20 protein-coding genes are annotated in these 16,016 nt (G+C 40.0%); 8 read left to right on the forward strand and 12 right to left on the reverse strand.

Features of this window, described 5'->3' with window-relative positions:
* The first annotated feature begins 97 nt into the window (after positions 1-97).
* Positions 98-580, forward strand: a complete 483-nt coding sequence (locus tag V6Z54_RS00280; RefSeq protein ID WP_041085217.1) for a hypothetical protein — start codon at positions 98-100, stop codon at positions 578-580.
* Between the two features lie 15 nt (positions 581-595).
* On the opposite strand, the gene V6Z54_RS00285 is transcribed toward V6Z54_RS00280, so the two are convergent.
* The gene (locus tag V6Z54_RS00285) at positions 596-1,918 is read right to left on the reverse strand and encodes a PhoH family protein (protein ID WP_039178271.1); all 1,323 of its coding nucleotides are present in this window, start codon (positions 1,916-1,918) and stop codon (positions 596-598) included.
* 140 nt (positions 1,919-2,058) lie between these two features.
* Between V6Z54_RS00285 and V6Z54_RS00290 the strand changes: the two genes are divergently transcribed.
* Positions 2,059-2,676, forward strand: coding sequence for a YhcN/YlaJ family sporulation lipoprotein (locus V6Z54_RS00290; RefSeq protein WP_338527585.1), 618 nt, complete (start codon positions 2,059-2,061; stop codon positions 2,674-2,676).
* 99 nt (positions 2,677-2,775) lie between these two features.
* Positions 2,776-3,009: a YlaI family protein gene (locus tag V6Z54_RS00295; protein ID WP_223250959.1), complete on the forward strand. Its 234-nt coding sequence runs from the start codon at positions 2,776-2,778 to the stop codon at positions 3,007-3,009.
* A 31-nt stretch (positions 3,010-3,040) separates the two neighbouring features.
* On the opposite strand, the gene V6Z54_RS00300 is transcribed toward V6Z54_RS00295, so the two are convergent.
* Both V6Z54_RS00300 and typA read right to left on the reverse strand, forming a co-directional pair.
* Positions 3,041-3,364, reverse strand: coding sequence for a YlaH-like family protein (locus V6Z54_RS00300; protein WP_003210819.1), 324 nt, complete (start codon positions 3,362-3,364; stop codon positions 3,041-3,043).
* Positions 3,365-3,418: 54 nt separating this feature from the next.
* On the reverse strand, positions 3,419-5,257 hold the full coding sequence (gene typA / locus V6Z54_RS00305; protein WP_041084955.1) for a translational GTPase TypA: 1,839 nt from the start codon (positions 5,255-5,257) through the stop codon (positions 3,419-3,421).
* Positions 5,258-5,370: 113 nt separating this feature from the next.
* Here typA and V6Z54_RS00310 point away from each other — a divergent pair, with 113 nt between their 5' ends.
* Both V6Z54_RS00310 and V6Z54_RS00315 read left to right on the forward strand, forming a co-directional pair.
* A complete protein-coding gene (locus V6Z54_RS00310; protein WP_024426900.1) occupies positions 5,371-5,550 on the forward strand; it encodes a DUF5325 family protein in 180 nt (59 codons plus the stop codon).
* A 274-nt stretch (positions 5,551-5,824) separates the two neighbouring features.
* Positions 5,825-6,460: a hypothetical protein gene (locus V6Z54_RS00315; protein ID WP_024424766.1), complete on the forward strand. Its 636-nt coding sequence runs from the start codon at positions 5,825-5,827 to the stop codon at positions 6,458-6,460.
* Positions 6,461-6,502: 42 nt separating this feature from the next.
* Here the strand turns inward: V6Z54_RS00315 and V6Z54_RS00320 are convergent, their stop codons facing one another.
* The 6 genes from V6Z54_RS00320 to V6Z54_RS00345 form a co-directional block, all read right to left on the reverse strand.
* Entirely contained in the window at positions 6,503-6,799 is a 297-nt protein-coding gene (locus V6Z54_RS00320; protein ID WP_073979452.1) for a zf-HC2 domain-containing protein, read from the reverse strand.
* Complete coding sequence (locus V6Z54_RS00325; RefSeq protein WP_041085218.1) at positions 6,796-7,314, reverse strand: sigma-70 family RNA polymerase sigma factor; 519 nt, start codon at positions 7,312-7,314, stop codon at positions 6,796-6,798. Before V6Z54_RS00325 ends, V6Z54_RS00320 begins: the two co-directional genes overlap by 4 nt.
* Positions 7,314-7,577: a hypothetical protein gene (locus tag V6Z54_RS00330; RefSeq protein ID WP_041084957.1), complete on the reverse strand. Its 264-nt coding sequence runs from the start codon at positions 7,575-7,577 to the stop codon at positions 7,314-7,316. The genes V6Z54_RS00325 and V6Z54_RS00330 overlap by 1 nt, the downstream gene beginning before the upstream one ends.
* Positions 7,567-9,492: a hypothetical protein gene (locus V6Z54_RS00335; protein ID WP_338527586.1), complete on the reverse strand. Its 1,926-nt coding sequence runs from the start codon at positions 9,490-9,492 to the stop codon at positions 7,567-7,569. The genes V6Z54_RS00330 and V6Z54_RS00335 overlap by 11 nt, the downstream gene beginning before the upstream one ends.
* Positions 9,493-9,603: 111 nt before the next feature.
* Positions 9,604-10,410, reverse strand: a complete 807-nt coding sequence (locus V6Z54_RS00340; protein ID WP_338527587.1) for an inositol monophosphatase family protein — start codon at positions 10,408-10,410, stop codon at positions 9,604-9,606.
* A 133-nt stretch (positions 10,411-10,543) separates the two neighbouring features.
* Complete coding sequence (locus V6Z54_RS00345) at positions 10,544-10,732, reverse strand: hypothetical protein (protein WP_041084960.1); 189 nt, start codon at positions 10,730-10,732, stop codon at positions 10,544-10,546.
* A gap of 287 nt (positions 10,733-11,019) precedes the next feature.
* On the opposite strand from V6Z54_RS00345, the gene V6Z54_RS00350 reads away from it, so the two are divergent.
* Positions 11,020-11,655, forward strand: a complete 636-nt coding sequence (locus V6Z54_RS00350; protein WP_024426894.1) for a DUF1054 domain-containing protein — start codon at positions 11,020-11,022, stop codon at positions 11,653-11,655.
* 27 nt (positions 11,656-11,682) lie between these two features.
* Here V6Z54_RS00350 and V6Z54_RS00355 read toward each other — a convergent pair whose 3' ends face one another.
* Complete coding sequence (locus tag V6Z54_RS00355; RefSeq protein WP_034281639.1) at positions 11,683-11,952, reverse strand: UPF0223 family protein; 270 nt, start codon at positions 11,950-11,952, stop codon at positions 11,683-11,685.
* 190 nt (positions 11,953-12,142) lie between these two features.
* On the opposite strand from V6Z54_RS00355, the gene V6Z54_RS00360 reads away from it, so the two are divergent.
* Positions 12,143-13,615 carry an aminotransferase class I/II-fold pyridoxal phosphate-dependent enzyme gene (locus tag V6Z54_RS00360; protein WP_338527588.1) on the forward strand — a complete coding sequence of 491 codons (1,473 nt, stop codon included), beginning with the start codon at positions 12,143-12,145 and terminating at the stop codon, positions 13,613-13,615.
* Positions 13,616-13,659: 44 nt separating this feature from the next.
* On the opposite strand, the gene V6Z54_RS00365 is transcribed toward V6Z54_RS00360, so the two are convergent.
* A complete protein-coding gene (locus tag V6Z54_RS00365; RefSeq protein WP_003212464.1) occupies positions 13,660-13,779 on the reverse strand; it encodes a GapA-binding peptide SR1P in 120 nt (39 codons plus the stop codon).
* Positions 13,780-14,077: 298 nt separating this feature from the next.
* Between V6Z54_RS00365 and V6Z54_RS00370 the strand changes: the two genes are divergently transcribed.
* Entirely contained in the window at positions 14,078-14,476 is a 399-nt protein-coding gene (locus V6Z54_RS00370; protein ID WP_258954564.1) for a hypothetical protein, read from the forward strand.
* A 124-nt stretch (positions 14,477-14,600) separates the two neighbouring features.
* On the opposite strand, the gene lpdA is transcribed toward V6Z54_RS00370, so the two are convergent.
* Positions 14,601-16,013, reverse strand: coding sequence for a dihydrolipoyl dehydrogenase (lpdA, locus tag V6Z54_RS00375; RefSeq protein ID WP_024426892.1), 1,413 nt, complete (start codon positions 16,011-16,013; stop codon positions 14,601-14,603).
* Positions 16,014-16,016: the final 3 nt, after the last annotated feature.

Consider the following 16,016-nt stretch of genomic DNA (forward strand, 5'->3'; position numbering starts at 1 on the left):
ATGTAAGATTAGTGTGTACAAGGAGATGCATGTTTATGAAAGTGACAAAGCAGGCGAAAACTTCTATAATTTATGGTGGAAAGGGGTTGTCTTGAACATGAGCATCATTCAAATTAAGGGGAACGTAAAGTACAAGATCACCATTGATCCAAGTGTATGGATTTTTGATGACCGCAAATTTTTAATGGATTCATTTTTTGAAAAAAGCGCAGCAAATGAAGAAAATCAGCTGGATCAGGAGCTTGACCAAGAGCGGGTGATCAGAGAAGGACAAACACTTCCACCCACTTTAAAAACAGAGAAGAAGTACGAAAAGGAAAGACTCGTCACAGGCAGCTTCGGAATGAAGCTGGGTAATATGCTGAAAAATGCAGAACCGCTTGAACATGCAGATACATGCGAATTTGTCACAGAAACAGGAACAATTGCTGTTCCTCTTTCTCAGGCAATGGAAAGCATTGCACACTTCAGCCAAAATGGGAAGCCTATGACTGAAGAAGGACCAATCCACGTTTATTTCGCGGATCAGTCCAACCTCACTCAGCCGATAAAAGGTGTCAAAGAGCTCATCATTACATAAGACAGAGGGTCTGGACTATAGCAAATCAGCTGCAAGCTGTGCAAGTCCAGACCTTTCTCCTTTGACAAGCTTGACATGTCCAGATATTTGCTGTCCTTTGAACCGCTCAATGACATACGTAAGTCCATTATTTAAGCTGTCTAAATAAGGATGATCGATCTGCTCTGGGTCTCCCATCAGCACAATTTTACTTCCCTCTCCGACTCGTGTTAATAATGTTTTCACCTCGTGTTTCGTTAAATTCTGCGCCTCATCAATGATAATAAATTGATCAGGGATACTTCTTCCGCGGATATACGTTAAAGCTTCCACTTGAATCGAACCAATTCCCGCCAAAATCGCATCAAGTTCACCAGGTTTTTTTGTATTAAATAAAAATTCTAGATTGTCATAGATCGGCTGCATCCATGGTCTGAGTTTCTCTTCCTTTTCACCTGGCAAGTAGCCTAAGTCCTTGCCGACAGGAACAATTGAACGGGCTACGATCAGTTTTTTAAACATGCCGAGATCCTCTGTCTGCATTAATCCGGCAGCCAGTGCAAGGAGTGTTTTACCAGTTCCCGCTTTTCCGATCAATGTCACGAGGGGAATATCACGGCGCAATAGCAGCTCTAGTGCCATCGTCTGCTGAACATTTTTCGGACGAATTCCCCAAACATGCTCTTGATCATAAATGAGCCGTTTCACATTCTCTGCTTTTTGATCAAGCATTCCTAAAGCAGAGCCGCCTTCATTCCCCTTCATAATGACAAACTGATGAGGATTTAATGGTACACTCGTGACTTCTTTTATCGGCAATTGGCTTTGTTTATAAAATGTATTCAATTGCTCCGTCGGAATATAGAGCTCATGATAGCCGTTATCAATGTCTTCGTTTTGCAGCACACGGTCACTTAAGAAGTCTTCAGCTTGGAGGCCTATAGCATCTGCCTTTACCCGGACTAAGACATCCTTACTGACCAAAATAACTGGCCGGCCGTGAGGCTTTGTTTCTTCCTCTAAGCTCAAATTTTTCGCGACAGCCAAAATCCGATTATCGTTCGTTTTTTCAATGAAAATTTCTTGAAGTTCATGGAAAGAGCGATGATTCAGCTCGATGCGCAGCGTCCCTTTTGACTCTAGCGTAATTTTTTCATGGAGTTTCCCTTTCGATCTCAAACCGTCGATTAAACGTGAGACGCGCCGAGCGTTTTGCCCAACCTCGTCCATGTATCTCTTTTTCGAGTCTACTTCTTCTAACACAACGGCCGGAATGACGACCTCGTTGTCTTCAAATGAAAAGATTGAATTCGGATCCTGTAATAACACATTTGTGTCTAATACATAAATTTTACTCAGGTCCTTCGCCTCCTGATCGGGGTTTCATTCATCCTTGTCTTTCCCAAAACGATTGTTAAAATATATGTTTTCATGAATAAAGTTAGAAGGTTAATTCAACAATAAAATAAATCATGCAGTTTGTGAAGGAGGGAATATAAATGCGACTATTTTTAACATTATTCATGATTCAAACGATCATTCTGTTAGGCGCTTGCCAGCAGCAGGAAAAGCCAGAAGCGCTGGACAAGCAAGATGGACGCCAGCACTTAGTACGGGTATCAGACTCATCGAAGAAAAAGACAAATCAAGCCCGCCCATCCACAGATGTTGCGCAGCATCTTGTCAATGTGACAGAGCACGTAGCAGATGTCAATGATGCAACAGCAATCGTCATCGGCCGTTATGCTGTTGTTGGTATTGATGTTAAAGATGATTTAGATAGAAGCAAAGTAGAAACCATTAAATATTCAGTTGCAAAAGCGCTGAGAAATGACCCAGAAGGTGCAAATGCTGTTGTGGTTGCTGATCCGGATACAGTCAGCCGTTTAAAAGAAATGGGCAAAGAAATTCAAGCAGGCCGTCCTGTAAGCGGTATTATGGATGAACTAGCTGCCATTGTCGGCCGCGTGATGCCAGAGATGCCGAGAAATGAGATCGAGCGTAACGAAAAGGATCCGACAAATGATCAGAATAATCAGCTCAAAGAACATGATCAAAAGCAGTTAGAAAAAAATCAAAACGACCAATCAAACCATCATATGAATCAGAAGAACTAATGAGAATGGCTTATATCTCCTGTGATATAAGCCTTTTTCTACGCTGATTTTAAGTGGCTGGAAAACATGCTATAATAAATGCAATAAAGTGAGGTGAAAATAATGAGAGTGAAGTGCTCATTATGTGAAAAACTTGAAACCATTGATGATGATACACTTGTTGCTAAACGGTTAAGAAACCGGCCCATTCATACATACATGTGCGATGACTGCCAAGAACGCATTAAAATAAAGACTGAAGCTCGCATCAAAACTGGCAGATTCTCTCTTTATCAGGATCCTGCGACGAAAGAGAAAAAGAAGAAAAAAGGAAAGAAAGAACAAAAGACATAAAAAAAGACCTGACACATGTTCAGGTCTTTTTTTACGTATTGACTGTTCCTTCTTTTTTCGCACGATGCAGCCGTATTTTATAAATAATCAAAATGGCAGCTGCCACAACGAGTCCTTCCGCTACTGGCAGGAAGATTCCTAGAAATGTGAGAAACGTGCAGCCAAAAATCAAAAACAAATAAATCACGAGCGCTTTTAAAATCGGTAAACGTCTTGCAAAGCCGAGCTTAAAAACAATAATCGCTAGAACAAGGATGGTGCCATATAGGAGCCACATCCCTGTTTGCGGATTTTCATCGACACGAAACAGCATCGCGAAAAAGGATAGATTTTCACTTACTTCCTGATCATTCAAAAAGATTCCCTCCCCTTATCTTTCAGGGTTCTATCTTTTTAATTCTTCATGGAATTAAGATAATCCTGCTAGCTTTTTCTTCTTCGCTGCTTTCTCACGTTCGTTTTTATCTAAAATTTTCTTTCTAAGACGAATTGATTCAGGTGTAACCTCACAGTATTCGTCTTCATTCAAGTACTCAAGAGATTCCTCAAGTGACATAATACGAGGCTTTTTCATGCTAACCGTTTGATCTTTCGTCGCTGAACGTACGTTTGTTTGTTGTTTCATACGGCTTACGTTTACAACAAGGTCGTTCTCACGGTTATGCTCCCCAACAATCATCCCTTGGTATACTTCAGTACCCGGCTCAACGAAGATCACACCGCGCTCTTCAACACCTTGGATTCCGTAAGCAGTCGCTTTACCTGTTTCCATTGAAACAAGTACACCTTGACGGCGTCCGCCAACTTGACCAGACTGCATTGGCTGGTAGCTGTCAAACGTATGGTTCAAAATACCAAAACCACGAGTTAATGAAAGAAATTCAGTTGTATATCCAATTAAACCACGTGATGGCACTGTAAAGATTAGGCGAACTTGACCGTTACCATTGTTGATCATGTCAATCATTTCACCTTTTCTTGCACCCATTGATTCCATAACAGAGCCAGTATGCTCTTCTGGTACATCAATTTGAACGCGCTCTACAGGCTCACATCGAACACCATCAACTTCTTTTACAATAACTTCTGGCTTCGATACTTGTAATTCAAAACCTTCACGTCTCATATTCTCAATGAGAATGGATAAGTGAAGCTCTCCGCGTCCAGAAACAACCCAAGCATCAGGTGAATCAGTTGGATCCACACGAAGACTGACGTCTGTTTGAAGCTGCTGCTCTAAACGCTCTTCGATTTTACGTGATGTCACGTATTTCCCTTCACGGCCTGCAAATGGGCTGTTGTTTACAACAAACGTCATTTGAAGTGTCGGCTCATCAATACGAAGGATTGGAAGTGCTTCTTGGTGTTCTACCGGACAAACCGTTTCACCTACGTTGATGTCTTCCATTCCAGATACAGCGACAAGATCTCCCGCTTTCGCTTCGTTGATTTCCACTCGTTTTAACCCTTGGAAACCAAAGATCTTTGTTACACGGAATTGTTTCACAGTGCCGTCGACTTTCATCAAGGCCACTTGCTGTCCTACTTGCATTGTTCCTCTGAATACACGGCCGATTCCAATTCTGCCAACATAATCATTGTAATCAAGTAGTGCCACTTGGAATTGAAGCGGCTCTTCATGGTTATCAACTGGGCAAGGAATATGGTTTACAATGGCTTCAAACAAAGATTCCATGTTTTCATCTTGCTTGCTCGCATCGTTACTTGCTGTACCATTGATTGCTGATGCATAGACAACTGGGAATTCAAGCTGTTCTTCTGTTGCATCCAATTCAATGAACAAGTCGATCACTTCATCGACTACTTCAGCCGGACGAGCAAAGTCGCGGTCAATTTTATTGACGACAACGATTGGTGTTAAGTTTTGCTCAAGTGCTTTTTTCAGCACAAAGCGTGTTTGAGGCATACAGCCTTCATAAGCATCCACAACGAGGAGTACACCATCTACCATTTTCATGATACGCTCAACTTCACCACCGAAATCGGCGTGTCCTGGTGTATCTAAAATATTAATGCGTGTATCTTTATAATGGATCGCAGTATTTTTAGCTAAAATCGTAATACCGCGCTCTCGCTCTAAATCATTTGAATCCATGGCTCTCTCAGCGATATTTTCATTCGCACGGAAAGTACCAGCTTGATGGAGCAATTGGTCAACAAGCGTCGTTTTACCATGGTCAACGTGGGCAATAATTGCGATGTTGCGAAGGTCTTTTCGAAGTTTCACATTTTCATCTCCTAAAATAATTAGATAACTTTCATATTATATCACAATCCCCTTTAAATGCCGATCGTTTTTCTGTAAACTTATATTAACTCTAAAAAAAGGGATGGGGACATATGAAACAAATCAAATGGCTTCTATTATTATGTGCATTACTTGCAGTTGTCAGTATGGCGTTTATTGGGGTAACTCTTGCAGAAAAAAACATACTGGGCATATGTCTAAGCATTGTATTCGCCATGATTTTCATGGGTACAGGATTTACATTAAAAAGAAAATTAAACGTGCAATCATAAAATTAGGTAAAAGCCTTTTACATTCTACATGTAGAAGGCTTTTTATTTTGAGTAAAACAAGACAATTCACCTATGAAAGCTCCATTCATCAGACGAAACGTATCTTGAAGGATTGACAAAAATAAGCAATCTGAACCCCTCCATTTTTCGACAAGAACTTTTATAGTTCTCCAAAATCAAACATAAAGTTACAATTTTCCTATTCTTCCACAAAGTTTCTCATGGTATGCTTTTCTTGCAACAAAATTTAACAGAAAAGGGAGAGAAAAGAAGCATGAAGAAGTTTTTGAGCAAATCGCTCAGCTCTGTTGTATTTTTCGCTTTAGCTATCATTCTTACTTTCACAACAGTAGCTCCTGGGCAAGCAAGCGCTGCAACTTTCAAAGGAATTCCTTTTGAACAGCAGCAAATCATTAAAGAATTATTGGAGAAAAACGAGCGTGTCATCAACATTCTCATCAATTCATTTGTTGAGGAAGACAACAACTACACATTTGATGTGAAAAAAGCTGTTGAGCTCGGACTAACTGAAGAAGAAGCGGCGACTGCTGAGAAATTCTTAGATCGCGCAGCTGTTCTTACAATCGTTTTCAGTGAAAGCATCACTAAAAACGAAAAAGGGAAATTGGTTTTTGATGCAGCAAAAGCTGTTGAACTTGGTCTTACAAAAGAAGAAGCGGCTAAATTCGAAAAGCTTTTCAAATCAGTGATCAGAATTGCTGATCTTGCTGGTGATGCCCTTGTTCTAGACAAAAAAGGAAACGTTGTGATTGATTCTAAAATCGCAAAAGGTCTTGGATTCAGCTCTACTGAATTACTTGTTTTCAACCAAATGCTTAAGAAAATTCCTCAAGAGCAATTAAAAACGTTTTATGATGCAGTTCAAATTGCAAAAGAAAAATTAAGCTAAGCTCAGAAAAACCCCCACCTGGTTTATCCAGATGGGGGTTTTTTATTTCAGCCAATAAAGAATGATCATCATGGCGTATCCTATACCAAATGCGATACTTGCTCGATATAACAGCTTGCCATAGTAGCGCTTTTCAAATTTTCTTTTTTCTTCCTTTTCATCTATATATGGCATGAGATCAGGAGTCTGTATAAGGGAAATTGGCTCTTTCATTTCGTGATAGAGGTGTTGGCAGCTCTCGCAGGATTGTAAGTGCTCTGCAACAATTTTATTTGTTTCTGCACTTGTGTCCCCCTCTATAAAAAGTGGTAACAATTCTTCAATCAAATAACAGCTCATTTATTGAACTCCTCACAATGTAGCATTCGCTTCAGCTCTAATCTGGCTCGATGAAGGGTTGTTTTGACTTTAGATAAAGTCCAATTCAAAATTTCAGCTACTTCTTCATATGACAATTCTTGAATATCTCTTAAAATGAGGACCTCCCGGTAGGAATCCTTCAGCTGATAAATATGATGCCATAGCCTTTCTATATCAGCTTGTTTTTCAATGTGATCTTCTGGTGTCGTGAACGACTGCTGCTCTAAGAAATCCATTTCCTCTACGTTCGTAAAAGTCCATTTTACTTTTCGGCGATAATCATTCACAAATGTGTGATACGCAATGGTATAAAGCCATGTTTTTATACTTGAATGTCCCTTAAAGGAGGACAACCCATGCAGTGCCTTCATAAATACGTCCTGCGCAAGGTCCTTGGCCGTTTCCATATTTCCCGTCCGGCGATATAAATATTTGGTGATTTCCTGAAAATAATCTTCATAGACTTTTTCAATTTGGTCGGCTGGTCTGGACATCAAAAATAAAACCACACAGTCATCCAAATCGATAAAACGATAAAGAAGAAGTATAACGAGTAAATAAACCCTTTCATGCGTTTTAACTCGTCATAGTCCTTCTGACCTTCCATCGGCGCTGAGGGCTGCTTTTCACCCGTGACCGCATGCTGAAATTGCTGTTCGTGTGCCTTCATCCAGCTAGCTGCCTCGCCTCCCAGATCCCCTTCTTGATACAGTTCATATAAGTCTTGAAAGATGGCTTGTTTTTCTTTATCTGTCAAAACGATGCACCTCTTTTGTTCGTCCATTCACTTCATAGATTTTATGCTCATTTGATCCGAAGGTTTGTATGATGACAAGCCATGAAATGTCGATATTCCCTTCTTTGTCGATCATCTTCACAGGTTTTATTTGTTTTTTATAGATCGTATATGGTTTAAACCGTTTAAGTACTTGCTGATAGACGTCCTCACGATCTTGATTAGATACTGCGTGCGGGATAGAAGAAGCAACTTGCACTCTCAACTCAATTCCATCATCCCCTTTAAACAGATTGACGACATGAGAGGAGCGTTTAAATGTATATTGTTTGCTTTCACTAGTGCCTGTTTCTTTTCTTATGTCTTTTGGCTTTTTCCCTATGATCTTTAACAAATCTTCATCGCTGATGTTCCCTTTTTTCTGTTGAAGAATCGCTTTTGACAGCTTAAAGCTGATGACTTTTTTTGTTGAGCCATTAAACAGAAACTCCGATTGATCTTTAGTTGTGACCCTCACTTCATGCTGCCAATCAAAATAAAATTCATCAATGCCTGTGATTTGATAAGCTGGCGGCTTGAGGTTTAAATGTTTATAAATACTGTTGATCCTGTTTTTTATCTCCGTTTCTGTTAAATGGATTCCGTCAATATCCTTTAATTGAAAGATGGTGTTTACGTATTGCGCTTGTCGAAGCGTCCCTTTTTTCCAGGTGGCAGACGCTAAACTGTCCTCTTCATTCTGAGACATTTTTGGCAGAAGAAGAACGTCCGTCTCTCCGTCCTCTTTTTTTACAGCTAATTGAATGCGCTGTAGATCTATTGACCTTCCGCTTCTTTCGAAAAATTCGATGGTTTTTTTCCTATATTCTTTATCGGTCAGTTCCTTTCCCTCTACACGACCTCGATAAGAATATTCGCTTAATTCACCTGTAAACGGAGAAATATTCAATTCATACTGATCATCTGCAAACACGTAATGATAAGGGATAGGCTGATGACTAGCATTTAAATACAGCGATTGATTCTTCGGTACAAACTTTGAAGCGAATGCTTTTGCACTTGCTGCTGATAAAGGGCGATATTCTTCCGAGAAAGTATCTACCAGTTCCGTTTTGGTGAATTGGAACATGGTATGAGGGATATTGATAATCGGATTGAGTAATAGCAGAAAAAAGACAGCTATACAACCAGCGCCCCACTGCCTTAATCTCACCTTGTCCCGTAGTAAAGCAGATAACAAATAAATCGTCATAAAGCTTCCTGCTGCTGCCGCTAAAATGACAATCGATTTAAATGTAGATTGAAGTTCATACTTCGAAATAGAAGGATAAAATATATAAAGCAAGGCTGCAAAAATCAAACCATAGAATAAAAGCAATTCCTTCCACTTCCAGTGCCAAAACAAGCGAAAGAAAAGGTGCAGCACCAAAGCGGCAAAGCCAGCCATAAGCAAAATAGTAATCAGATCTCTCCATACTAGATCCATATCACCACTAAGAAAGAACTTTTTGCTTTCAGCAAACACAATAAACACGGTTTGACATAAAGGCAGAAGTAACACAGATAAATCAAAAGCAAAAAACATACCTTTATTTTTTAAATAAGGAAGAGAAATGACATAGTAAAGTGATGCAAGCAAGACGTACCCATAGATGAGAAATTGCATGAAATCTGTCAGCACTTCAAATGTTTCAATCGTATACTGTCTAGCTAGGACTTGGTGGATCATTTCAACTGTCATTCCGCCAAGCAGAACAACTCTTAATACGATTCCAGCATAAAATACATAACCACTCTTCTTTTCTTTCCATAGCGGAAGTGTCATGAAAAGAACAAATAGTCCAAGTACACACCATTGAATGATGCGGATACTATACTCATTTAAAATAAAATACCTTTCAAAATGGAGCGATAAATCACTAAACAAATCCAACATTGATACACAATCCTTTACATGAAATTAAGGCCTCATTCGTATAGACATTCGCCTTACCAAAAAGTTTCAGGAAAAACAAAAAATCACTTCATTCTCATGAAGTGATTCCGTTTATTTTTTATTTCCGCTTCCTTTTATGTAATCATTCAAGATTTTTTCACAAATGGATCGATTTCCGGCGACTATGCTGTTTTTATCTAGAAACGTAAGACGTTCTCCGTGAATATTTGAGTAAACAGCCCCTACTTCATCAAGCAGTACGCAACCCGCTGCATAATCCCATGGCGCAAGTCTCAACGTGACATATGCGTCACTTCTGCCGCTTGCAATATAAGCAAGCTCAAGGGCAGCTGATCCAATCGTTCGTGTCCCTCTCACGTCACGCACAAGACGGGCAAATGGTTTGGCGTCAAAATAAGGGCTTTCAATCGCCCATGTCGGATTAATACCCACAATAGCTTTTTCAATCTCCACATCTTTTAATGGAGGGAGCAGGATATCGTTCATATAAGCTCCTTCTCCTTTGATGGCATGGTAGAGCTCGTCATGAATGACGTCATAAATAAGACCGATTTTCCCCACACCATTTTCAAATATCCCGATTGAAATGGCAAAGTTGCGTTTTTGATGGACAAAGTTCATTGTGCCATCAATCGGATCAATGATCCACACAATCCCATCGAGTGAGGTCACCTCTTCCCCTTGTCCCTCTTCTCCTAAAATGTGGTGATCTGAAAATGTCGACTGTATATTTTCAATAAAAAAACGTTCTGTTTCTTTATCGATATTCGTGACAAGATCATTTGGATTTGATTTTGTTTCAATTGATAGACCTTCCTGCATGGACGCTTTTATACGGCTTCCTGCTTCTTTTACCCAGAGCTTTGCAAGACGGTCAATTTCCACCCAGTTTGTCATCAGATTGTAAACCTCTTTTCTATGTAGGACCTATTTGTAATAGCATACTGATATTATGTACGTAAAAGCAAGAAAAAAGCAGCTTCATACAAAAACGAACCGATGAATTGGTTCGTTTTTACCTCACGCTGTTTTACCCTTGAAGCTGCTCCCATTCTTTTCTTAGGCGCTCAAGCTTTCGTTTGCTGCGTTCGATTTGGATGTCATCTTTATTCTCGATGGCTTCATGAAGCGTAGAAAGCTCATAATCAACCTCTAATCTCCACACAGCGATGCGATTTTTCTTCTCCTGTCTATACCCCTGCTTCACGATTTGCTTCATTGGTCAACGCCCCTTCCAGAGAATGATTCATTCCTTGTCAGTTTTCATTGATAAAAAATTCAATCGATAAGAGAAATGGTTCTTGCTTATATCGTATGAAGCGATCGCATAACCGCAACGACATTCTGAAAATTGTGTCTTTACCTATTAATGATGTACCACAAAATGAAAGGTTTTAAACGCTGCACAACGTCCTTTACATTCTTTAATCTGACGGTGCATCTTTTTTTGAGCTTGACCCAAGCTATGATAAAATATGATCAGCGAAAAGATACAGGAGGCATAACATGAGTGAAATGCGTTTTAGAGATGAAGATTTTGAAACATTCACAGTTGATGGTTTAGATGAACGAATGACTGTATTAAAAGAAAGAGTCCGTCCAAAGCTTGAGGCACTTGGCGAACATTTTGCACCACTTCTTTCTTCTATTACAGGAGACGAAATGTTTGTACACGTCGCAAAGCATGCTAGAAGATCTGTTAACCCGCCAAATGATACGTGGGTTGCTTTTGCAAACAGTAAGCGCGGATATAAAAAACTCCCTCATTTTCAAATTGGGCTTTGGAAAACACATGTCTTTGTCTGGTTTGCGCTCATTTATGAATCTCCAGTAAAAGGTGAGTACGGCCAGCTATTTGAAAAAGAGCTAGACACCATCCAGCAGAAAATACCGCAAGATTTTGTTTGGTCTAAAGATCATATGAAACCAGATGTCATGCGTCACAGCGAACTAGATTCCGAACAGCTGAAAACGCTTTTTGAACGTGTCCAAACAGTCAAGAAAGCCGAGCTTCTTTGCGGCATTCAGCTGCCTAGAGAGGAAGTCGTTCAAATGAACAATGAAGAATTCCTATCGAAAATCGAAAATGCCTTCCGCACACTGACGTATCTATACCGTTTTACACAGAAAGAATCTGTATGAAAAAACGAGCCCTTATAGGCTCGTTTTTTACATGCGTATAACGGCTGTCTCTTCTGCCTCTCTTGCGGTTTTCACTGCACGATAAGGGGAATACCCGCTCCCCTTTTCAAACGCCGCACAATGCGTTTTTTCCTCTGCTTTTGATGGCACAACCTCTTTAAATCGTTTATAAGCGTCTAATAACTCCTGCTTCGCAATTCCTTTTTCATAGGCTTTTTCAACAGCCTGAAAAAATGAAATGACTGCAATTTTTTCCTCTGTCGTCCAGTCGACATCCATTGGATATTGATATTCCATTTACTTGTCCCTCACTTTAACACTCATTTCTGATTTGAACTTTTATTATAGCATCTGTTTGATCAGAAACCGATTGATTTTATGCTTTACATTCCGATCAGTTCATAATATAATTCTTTTGTTTTATGCAATGAAATCTGCTGTAATTGGCACAATAATAGCAGGTATTTCGATGAAGGTGGGAAAGCAATTGTCACAACATGATACACCCTTATACACTGGACTAAAAAAACACGCAGCAACCAATCCAGTCCAATTTCACATTCCAGGCCATAAAAAAGGAGCCGGAATGGATCCTGAATTTAGAGCATTCATTGGCGACAATGCATTAAGCATTGACCTCATTAATATAGAACCTCTCGATGATTTACATTCACCTCGAGGGATGATAAAGGAAGCACAGGAGCTTGCTGCTGAAGCCTTCGGTGCTGATCATACGTTTTTCTCCATTCAAGGCACAAGCGGCGCTATCATGACAATGGTGATGACGGTATGCGGGCCTGGAGATAAAATTATCGTTCCGCGTAACGTCCATAAATCTATTATGTCCGCGATTGTATTTTCTGGCGCAGTTCCTGTTTTTATTCACCCAGAAATAGACAAAGAGCTTGGTATCTCTCACGGTATTACACCTGAATCAGCCAAAAAGGCGCTCGCTGAGCATCCGGATGCGAAAGGTTTACTTGTCATTAATCCAACGTATTTTGGTATTTCAGCAGACTTAAAATCAATCGTAGACATTGCCCATTCATTTGATGTGCCTGTCCTTGTCGATGAAGCACACGGTGTGCATATCCATTTTCATGATGATCTTCCCCTTTCTGCGATGCAGGCAGGTGCCGATATGGCAGCAACAAGTGTCCATAAACTCGGCGGCTCTCTTACGCAGAGCTCTATTTTAAATATGAAGGAAGGGCTTGTTTCAAAAGACCGCGTGCAATCGATTTTGAGTATGCTGACGACAACGTCCACTTCTTATTTGCTCTTAGCATCACTTGATGTCGCTAGAAAAAGATTAGCTACTGAAGGAAAGGCACTAGCTGATGAAGCCATTCGTTTGGCTGAATCAGCGAGAGACCGCTTGAATCAAATTGACGGCATTAGCTGCATTGGCAAGGAAATACTCGGTTCAGCTTCTACTTACGATTATGACCCAACGAAATTAATTATCTCCATTAAAGACCTTGGGTTAAACGGACATGATGTCGAAAAATGGCTGAGAGAAAGCTATCGAATTGAAGTAGAGCTCTCTGACCTTTACAATATTTTATGTATCGTAACCCCTGGCGATTCAGATGAGACAATTAATACGCTCGTGACGGCGATGCAGGAAATTGCCACAGTCTCTACTCGTGACGGCGGCAAACAAGCGGTAACGGAAGTGCTGCTGCCTGAGATCCCATCGCTTGCTATGACGCCGCGTGACGCCTTTTATGCCACAACAGAAGTCGTTCCTTTTAAGGAAGCAGTCGGCCGTATCATCGCAGAGTTTGTGATGGTGTATCCGCCAGGTATTCCAATTTTTATACCAGGTGAAATTATCACAGAAGAAAATATATCGTATATCTTTAAAAATATTGAAATTGGCCTCCCTGTCCAAGGACCTGAAGATTCAACGCTTGAAATGATACGTGTGATTAAGGAACAAAAACCAATTTTATAAAAAAGAAACATGCAGCCCCAAATGGAGCTGCATGCTTTTTTTATTTATTCAGAGGCTTCATCACAGCAATGACAGTGACCGCACGTTCCGTATAGCGTTGTCACTTTTTCATTTTCAAATTGATCAATGGTTTCATTGCAATCTTGACAAATAATTGTACCCACGTACATTCCCCTTTTCTTCATTCATAGTTTGAAAGCGTTTGATCTATTTCTTATTTCTATAATATGATGTCACATTTAAGTTGTCAACGGTTAATTGTATGACACAATTAATCATTTTTTATAAATATGTGCTTTTTTCACATCATATTGAGGGAACGTTTCAATTGTATTTTGCTTCATATCAATTCTGTAACAATTGAGTAACAATCGAAAATTGTCAAAAGGGACATGATACACTAGAGTGACTAACAGGGAACAAGCTCCTAAAAATGTTGGGACAACCCCAAATGATTTTGAGGTGAATAGATTGAATTTTTTGAGGACACTTCTCATTATATTCCCCATGCTCTTTGTACTTAGTTCATGCTCATTTGCTTATATCATACCGAATCAGACCGACCAAGTCAGTCATATTCAAAAACCGAGAATTCTCTTTTTTACTGATGCAGAAAACCTTGATAAAGAAAGCCCATATTATGATGCAGTCCTCGATTTAAAAAATGAATATCCTAAGGAAATGTCAAAAATGATTGTGAAAGAAGATCGTAAAGGCTGGAAAAATGAAGTTGACGAATTACCGGCTATTTTACTTGTCAATGATGAAAAAGTGATCGTGAAGGTGGAAGGAAATGTCCGCAGTAAACAGGAAATCTTATCTCCTTTATGCCATGCTTTAGACCGCGTCAATACAAACTAATGATATTTACCTTGCACTTATATATATCCATATGAAAAAACCCCTCACCTCATGAGGGGTTTTTCATATGGAGTTCAAACGCAAAAAAGCCCTCTCCATCAAGGAGAGGGTTTCATAGGCTTCATTATTTTACGATGTGGATTGGGCTTCCGATTGCTACTTCAGCCGTTTCCATTGTAATTTCACCTAATGTTGGGTGAGCGTGAATTGTCATAGCGATATCTTCAGCAGTCACTCCAGCTTCGATTGCAAGGCTAAGCTCTGAAATCATATCAGAAGCGCCAACACCTGCAATTTGTGCACCGATAACTAGACCATCCTCTTTACGAGTGATCATTTTCATGAAGCCATCAGTTGCATCAAGAGAAAGTGCACGTCCGTTCGCTGCGAATGGGAATTTCGCTGCAACGATTTCGATTCCTTCTGCTTTTGCTTCTGCTTCAGTGTATCCAACAGTTGCAAGTTCTGGCTCAGAGAATACAACAGCAGGAATACCAAGGTAATCAATTTCAGCTGGCTCTCCAGCGATTGCTTCAGCTGCAATTTTACCTTCGTAAGAAGCTTTGTGAGCAAGTGGTGGTCCATCAACGATGTCACCAATTGCATAGATGTTAGATACGCTTGTACGGCATTGTTTGTCTGTTTTGACAACTCCGCGGTCAGTCAATTCAACACCAACTTGCTCAAGACCAAGCTCATCAGTGTTTGGACGACGACCAACAGTCACAAGTACGTAATCAGCATCAACTGTTTTCTCTTCGCCTTTTACTTCGAACGTAACAGTGACACCATCAGATTTTTCTTCAACGCCTTTTGCAAGAGCGTTTGTATGGATTTCAACGTTTCCTTTTTTCTTCAGGTTACGTTTAACCAATGAGCTCATTTGCTTTTCGAAACCTGGAAGGATTTCGTCTCCACCTTCAAGGATCACAACTTCTGTTCCAAAGTTTGCATAAGCAGTACCAAGCTCAGTACCGATGTATCCACCACCGATGACAACTAACTTTTTAGGTACTTCTTTAAGCGCTAAAGCACCAGTTGAGTTGATCACGCGGTCTGTGTATTTAAAAGTAGGCAATTCAATTGGACGAGATCCAGTTGCAAGAATTGCATTTTTGAAAGTGTAAGTCTGTGCTGAATTATCATCCATCACACGTACAGAGTTGCTGTCTACGAAATAAGCTTCACCTTTGACGATGTCTACTTTATTTCCTTTAAGAAGACCTTGAACTCCACCTGTTAACTTATTAACAACAGAAGCTTTCCACTCTTGAACTTTTGTGAAATCAACTGTTACGTTTTCAGCTTTGATACCCATGTCTTCAGAATGCTTAGCATTTTCAAAACGATGGCCAGCATTGATTAATGCTTTTGAAGGGATACAGCCAACGTTTAGACATACACCGCCAAGTGTTCCTTTTTCAACGATTGTTACTTTTTGTCCAAGCTGTGCAGCACGAATAGCAGCTACATATCCACCAGGACCTGCACCGATGACAAGAGTATCTGTTTCGATTGGGAAATCTCCTACTACCATGAC

The sequence above is a fragment of the Bacillus sp. MAG717A genome (assembly GCF_036884855.1).
GTDB lineage: Bacteria > Bacillota > Bacilli > Bacillales > Bacillaceae > Bacillus > Bacillus safensis.

Excerpts from the sequence above, each read along its gene's own strand:
- V6Z54_RS00280 (WP_041085217.1), top strand. The coding sequence starts at position 98 with ATGAGCATCATTCAAATTAAGGGGAACGTAAAGTACAAGATCACCATT.
- V6Z54_RS00290 (WP_338527585.1), top strand. The coding sequence starts at position 2,059 with ATGCGACTATTTTTAACATTATTCATGATTCAAACGATCATTCTGTTA.
- V6Z54_RS00310 (WP_024426900.1), top strand. The coding sequence starts at position 5,371 with ATGAAACAAATCAAATGGCTTCTATTATTATGTGCATTACTTGCAGTT.
- V6Z54_RS00315 (WP_024424766.1), top strand. The coding sequence starts at position 5,825 with ATGAAGAAGTTTTTGAGCAAATCGCTCAGCTCTGTTGTATTTTTCGCT.
- V6Z54_RS00320 (WP_073979452.1), bottom strand. The coding sequence starts at position 6,799 with ATGAGCTGTTATTTGATTGAAGAATTGTTACCACTTTTTATAGAGGGG.
- V6Z54_RS00325 (WP_041085218.1), bottom strand. The coding sequence starts at position 7,314 with ATGTCCAGACCAGCCGACCAAATTGAAAAAGTCTATGAAGATTATTTT.
- V6Z54_RS00335 (WP_338527586.1), bottom strand. The coding sequence starts at position 9,492 with ATGTTGGATTTGTTTAGTGATTTATCGCTCCATTTTGAAAGGTATTTT.
- V6Z54_RS00340 (WP_338527587.1), bottom strand. The coding sequence starts at position 10,410 with ATGACAAACTGGGTGGAAATTGACCGTCTTGCAAAGCTCTGGGTAAAA.
- V6Z54_RS00345 (WP_041084960.1), bottom strand. The coding sequence starts at position 10,732 with ATGAAGCAAATCGTGAAGCAGGGGTATAGACAGGAGAAGAAAAATCGC.
- V6Z54_RS00350 (WP_024426894.1), top strand. The coding sequence starts at position 11,020 with ATGAGTGAAATGCGTTTTAGAGATGAAGATTTTGAAACATTCACAGTT.
- V6Z54_RS00355 (WP_034281639.1), bottom strand. The coding sequence starts at position 11,952 with ATGGAATATCAATATCCAATGGATGTCGACTGGACGACAGAGGAAAAA.
- lpdA (WP_024426892.1), bottom strand. The coding sequence starts at position 16,013 with ATGGTAGTAGGAGATTTCCCAATCGAAACAGATACTCTTGTCATCGGT.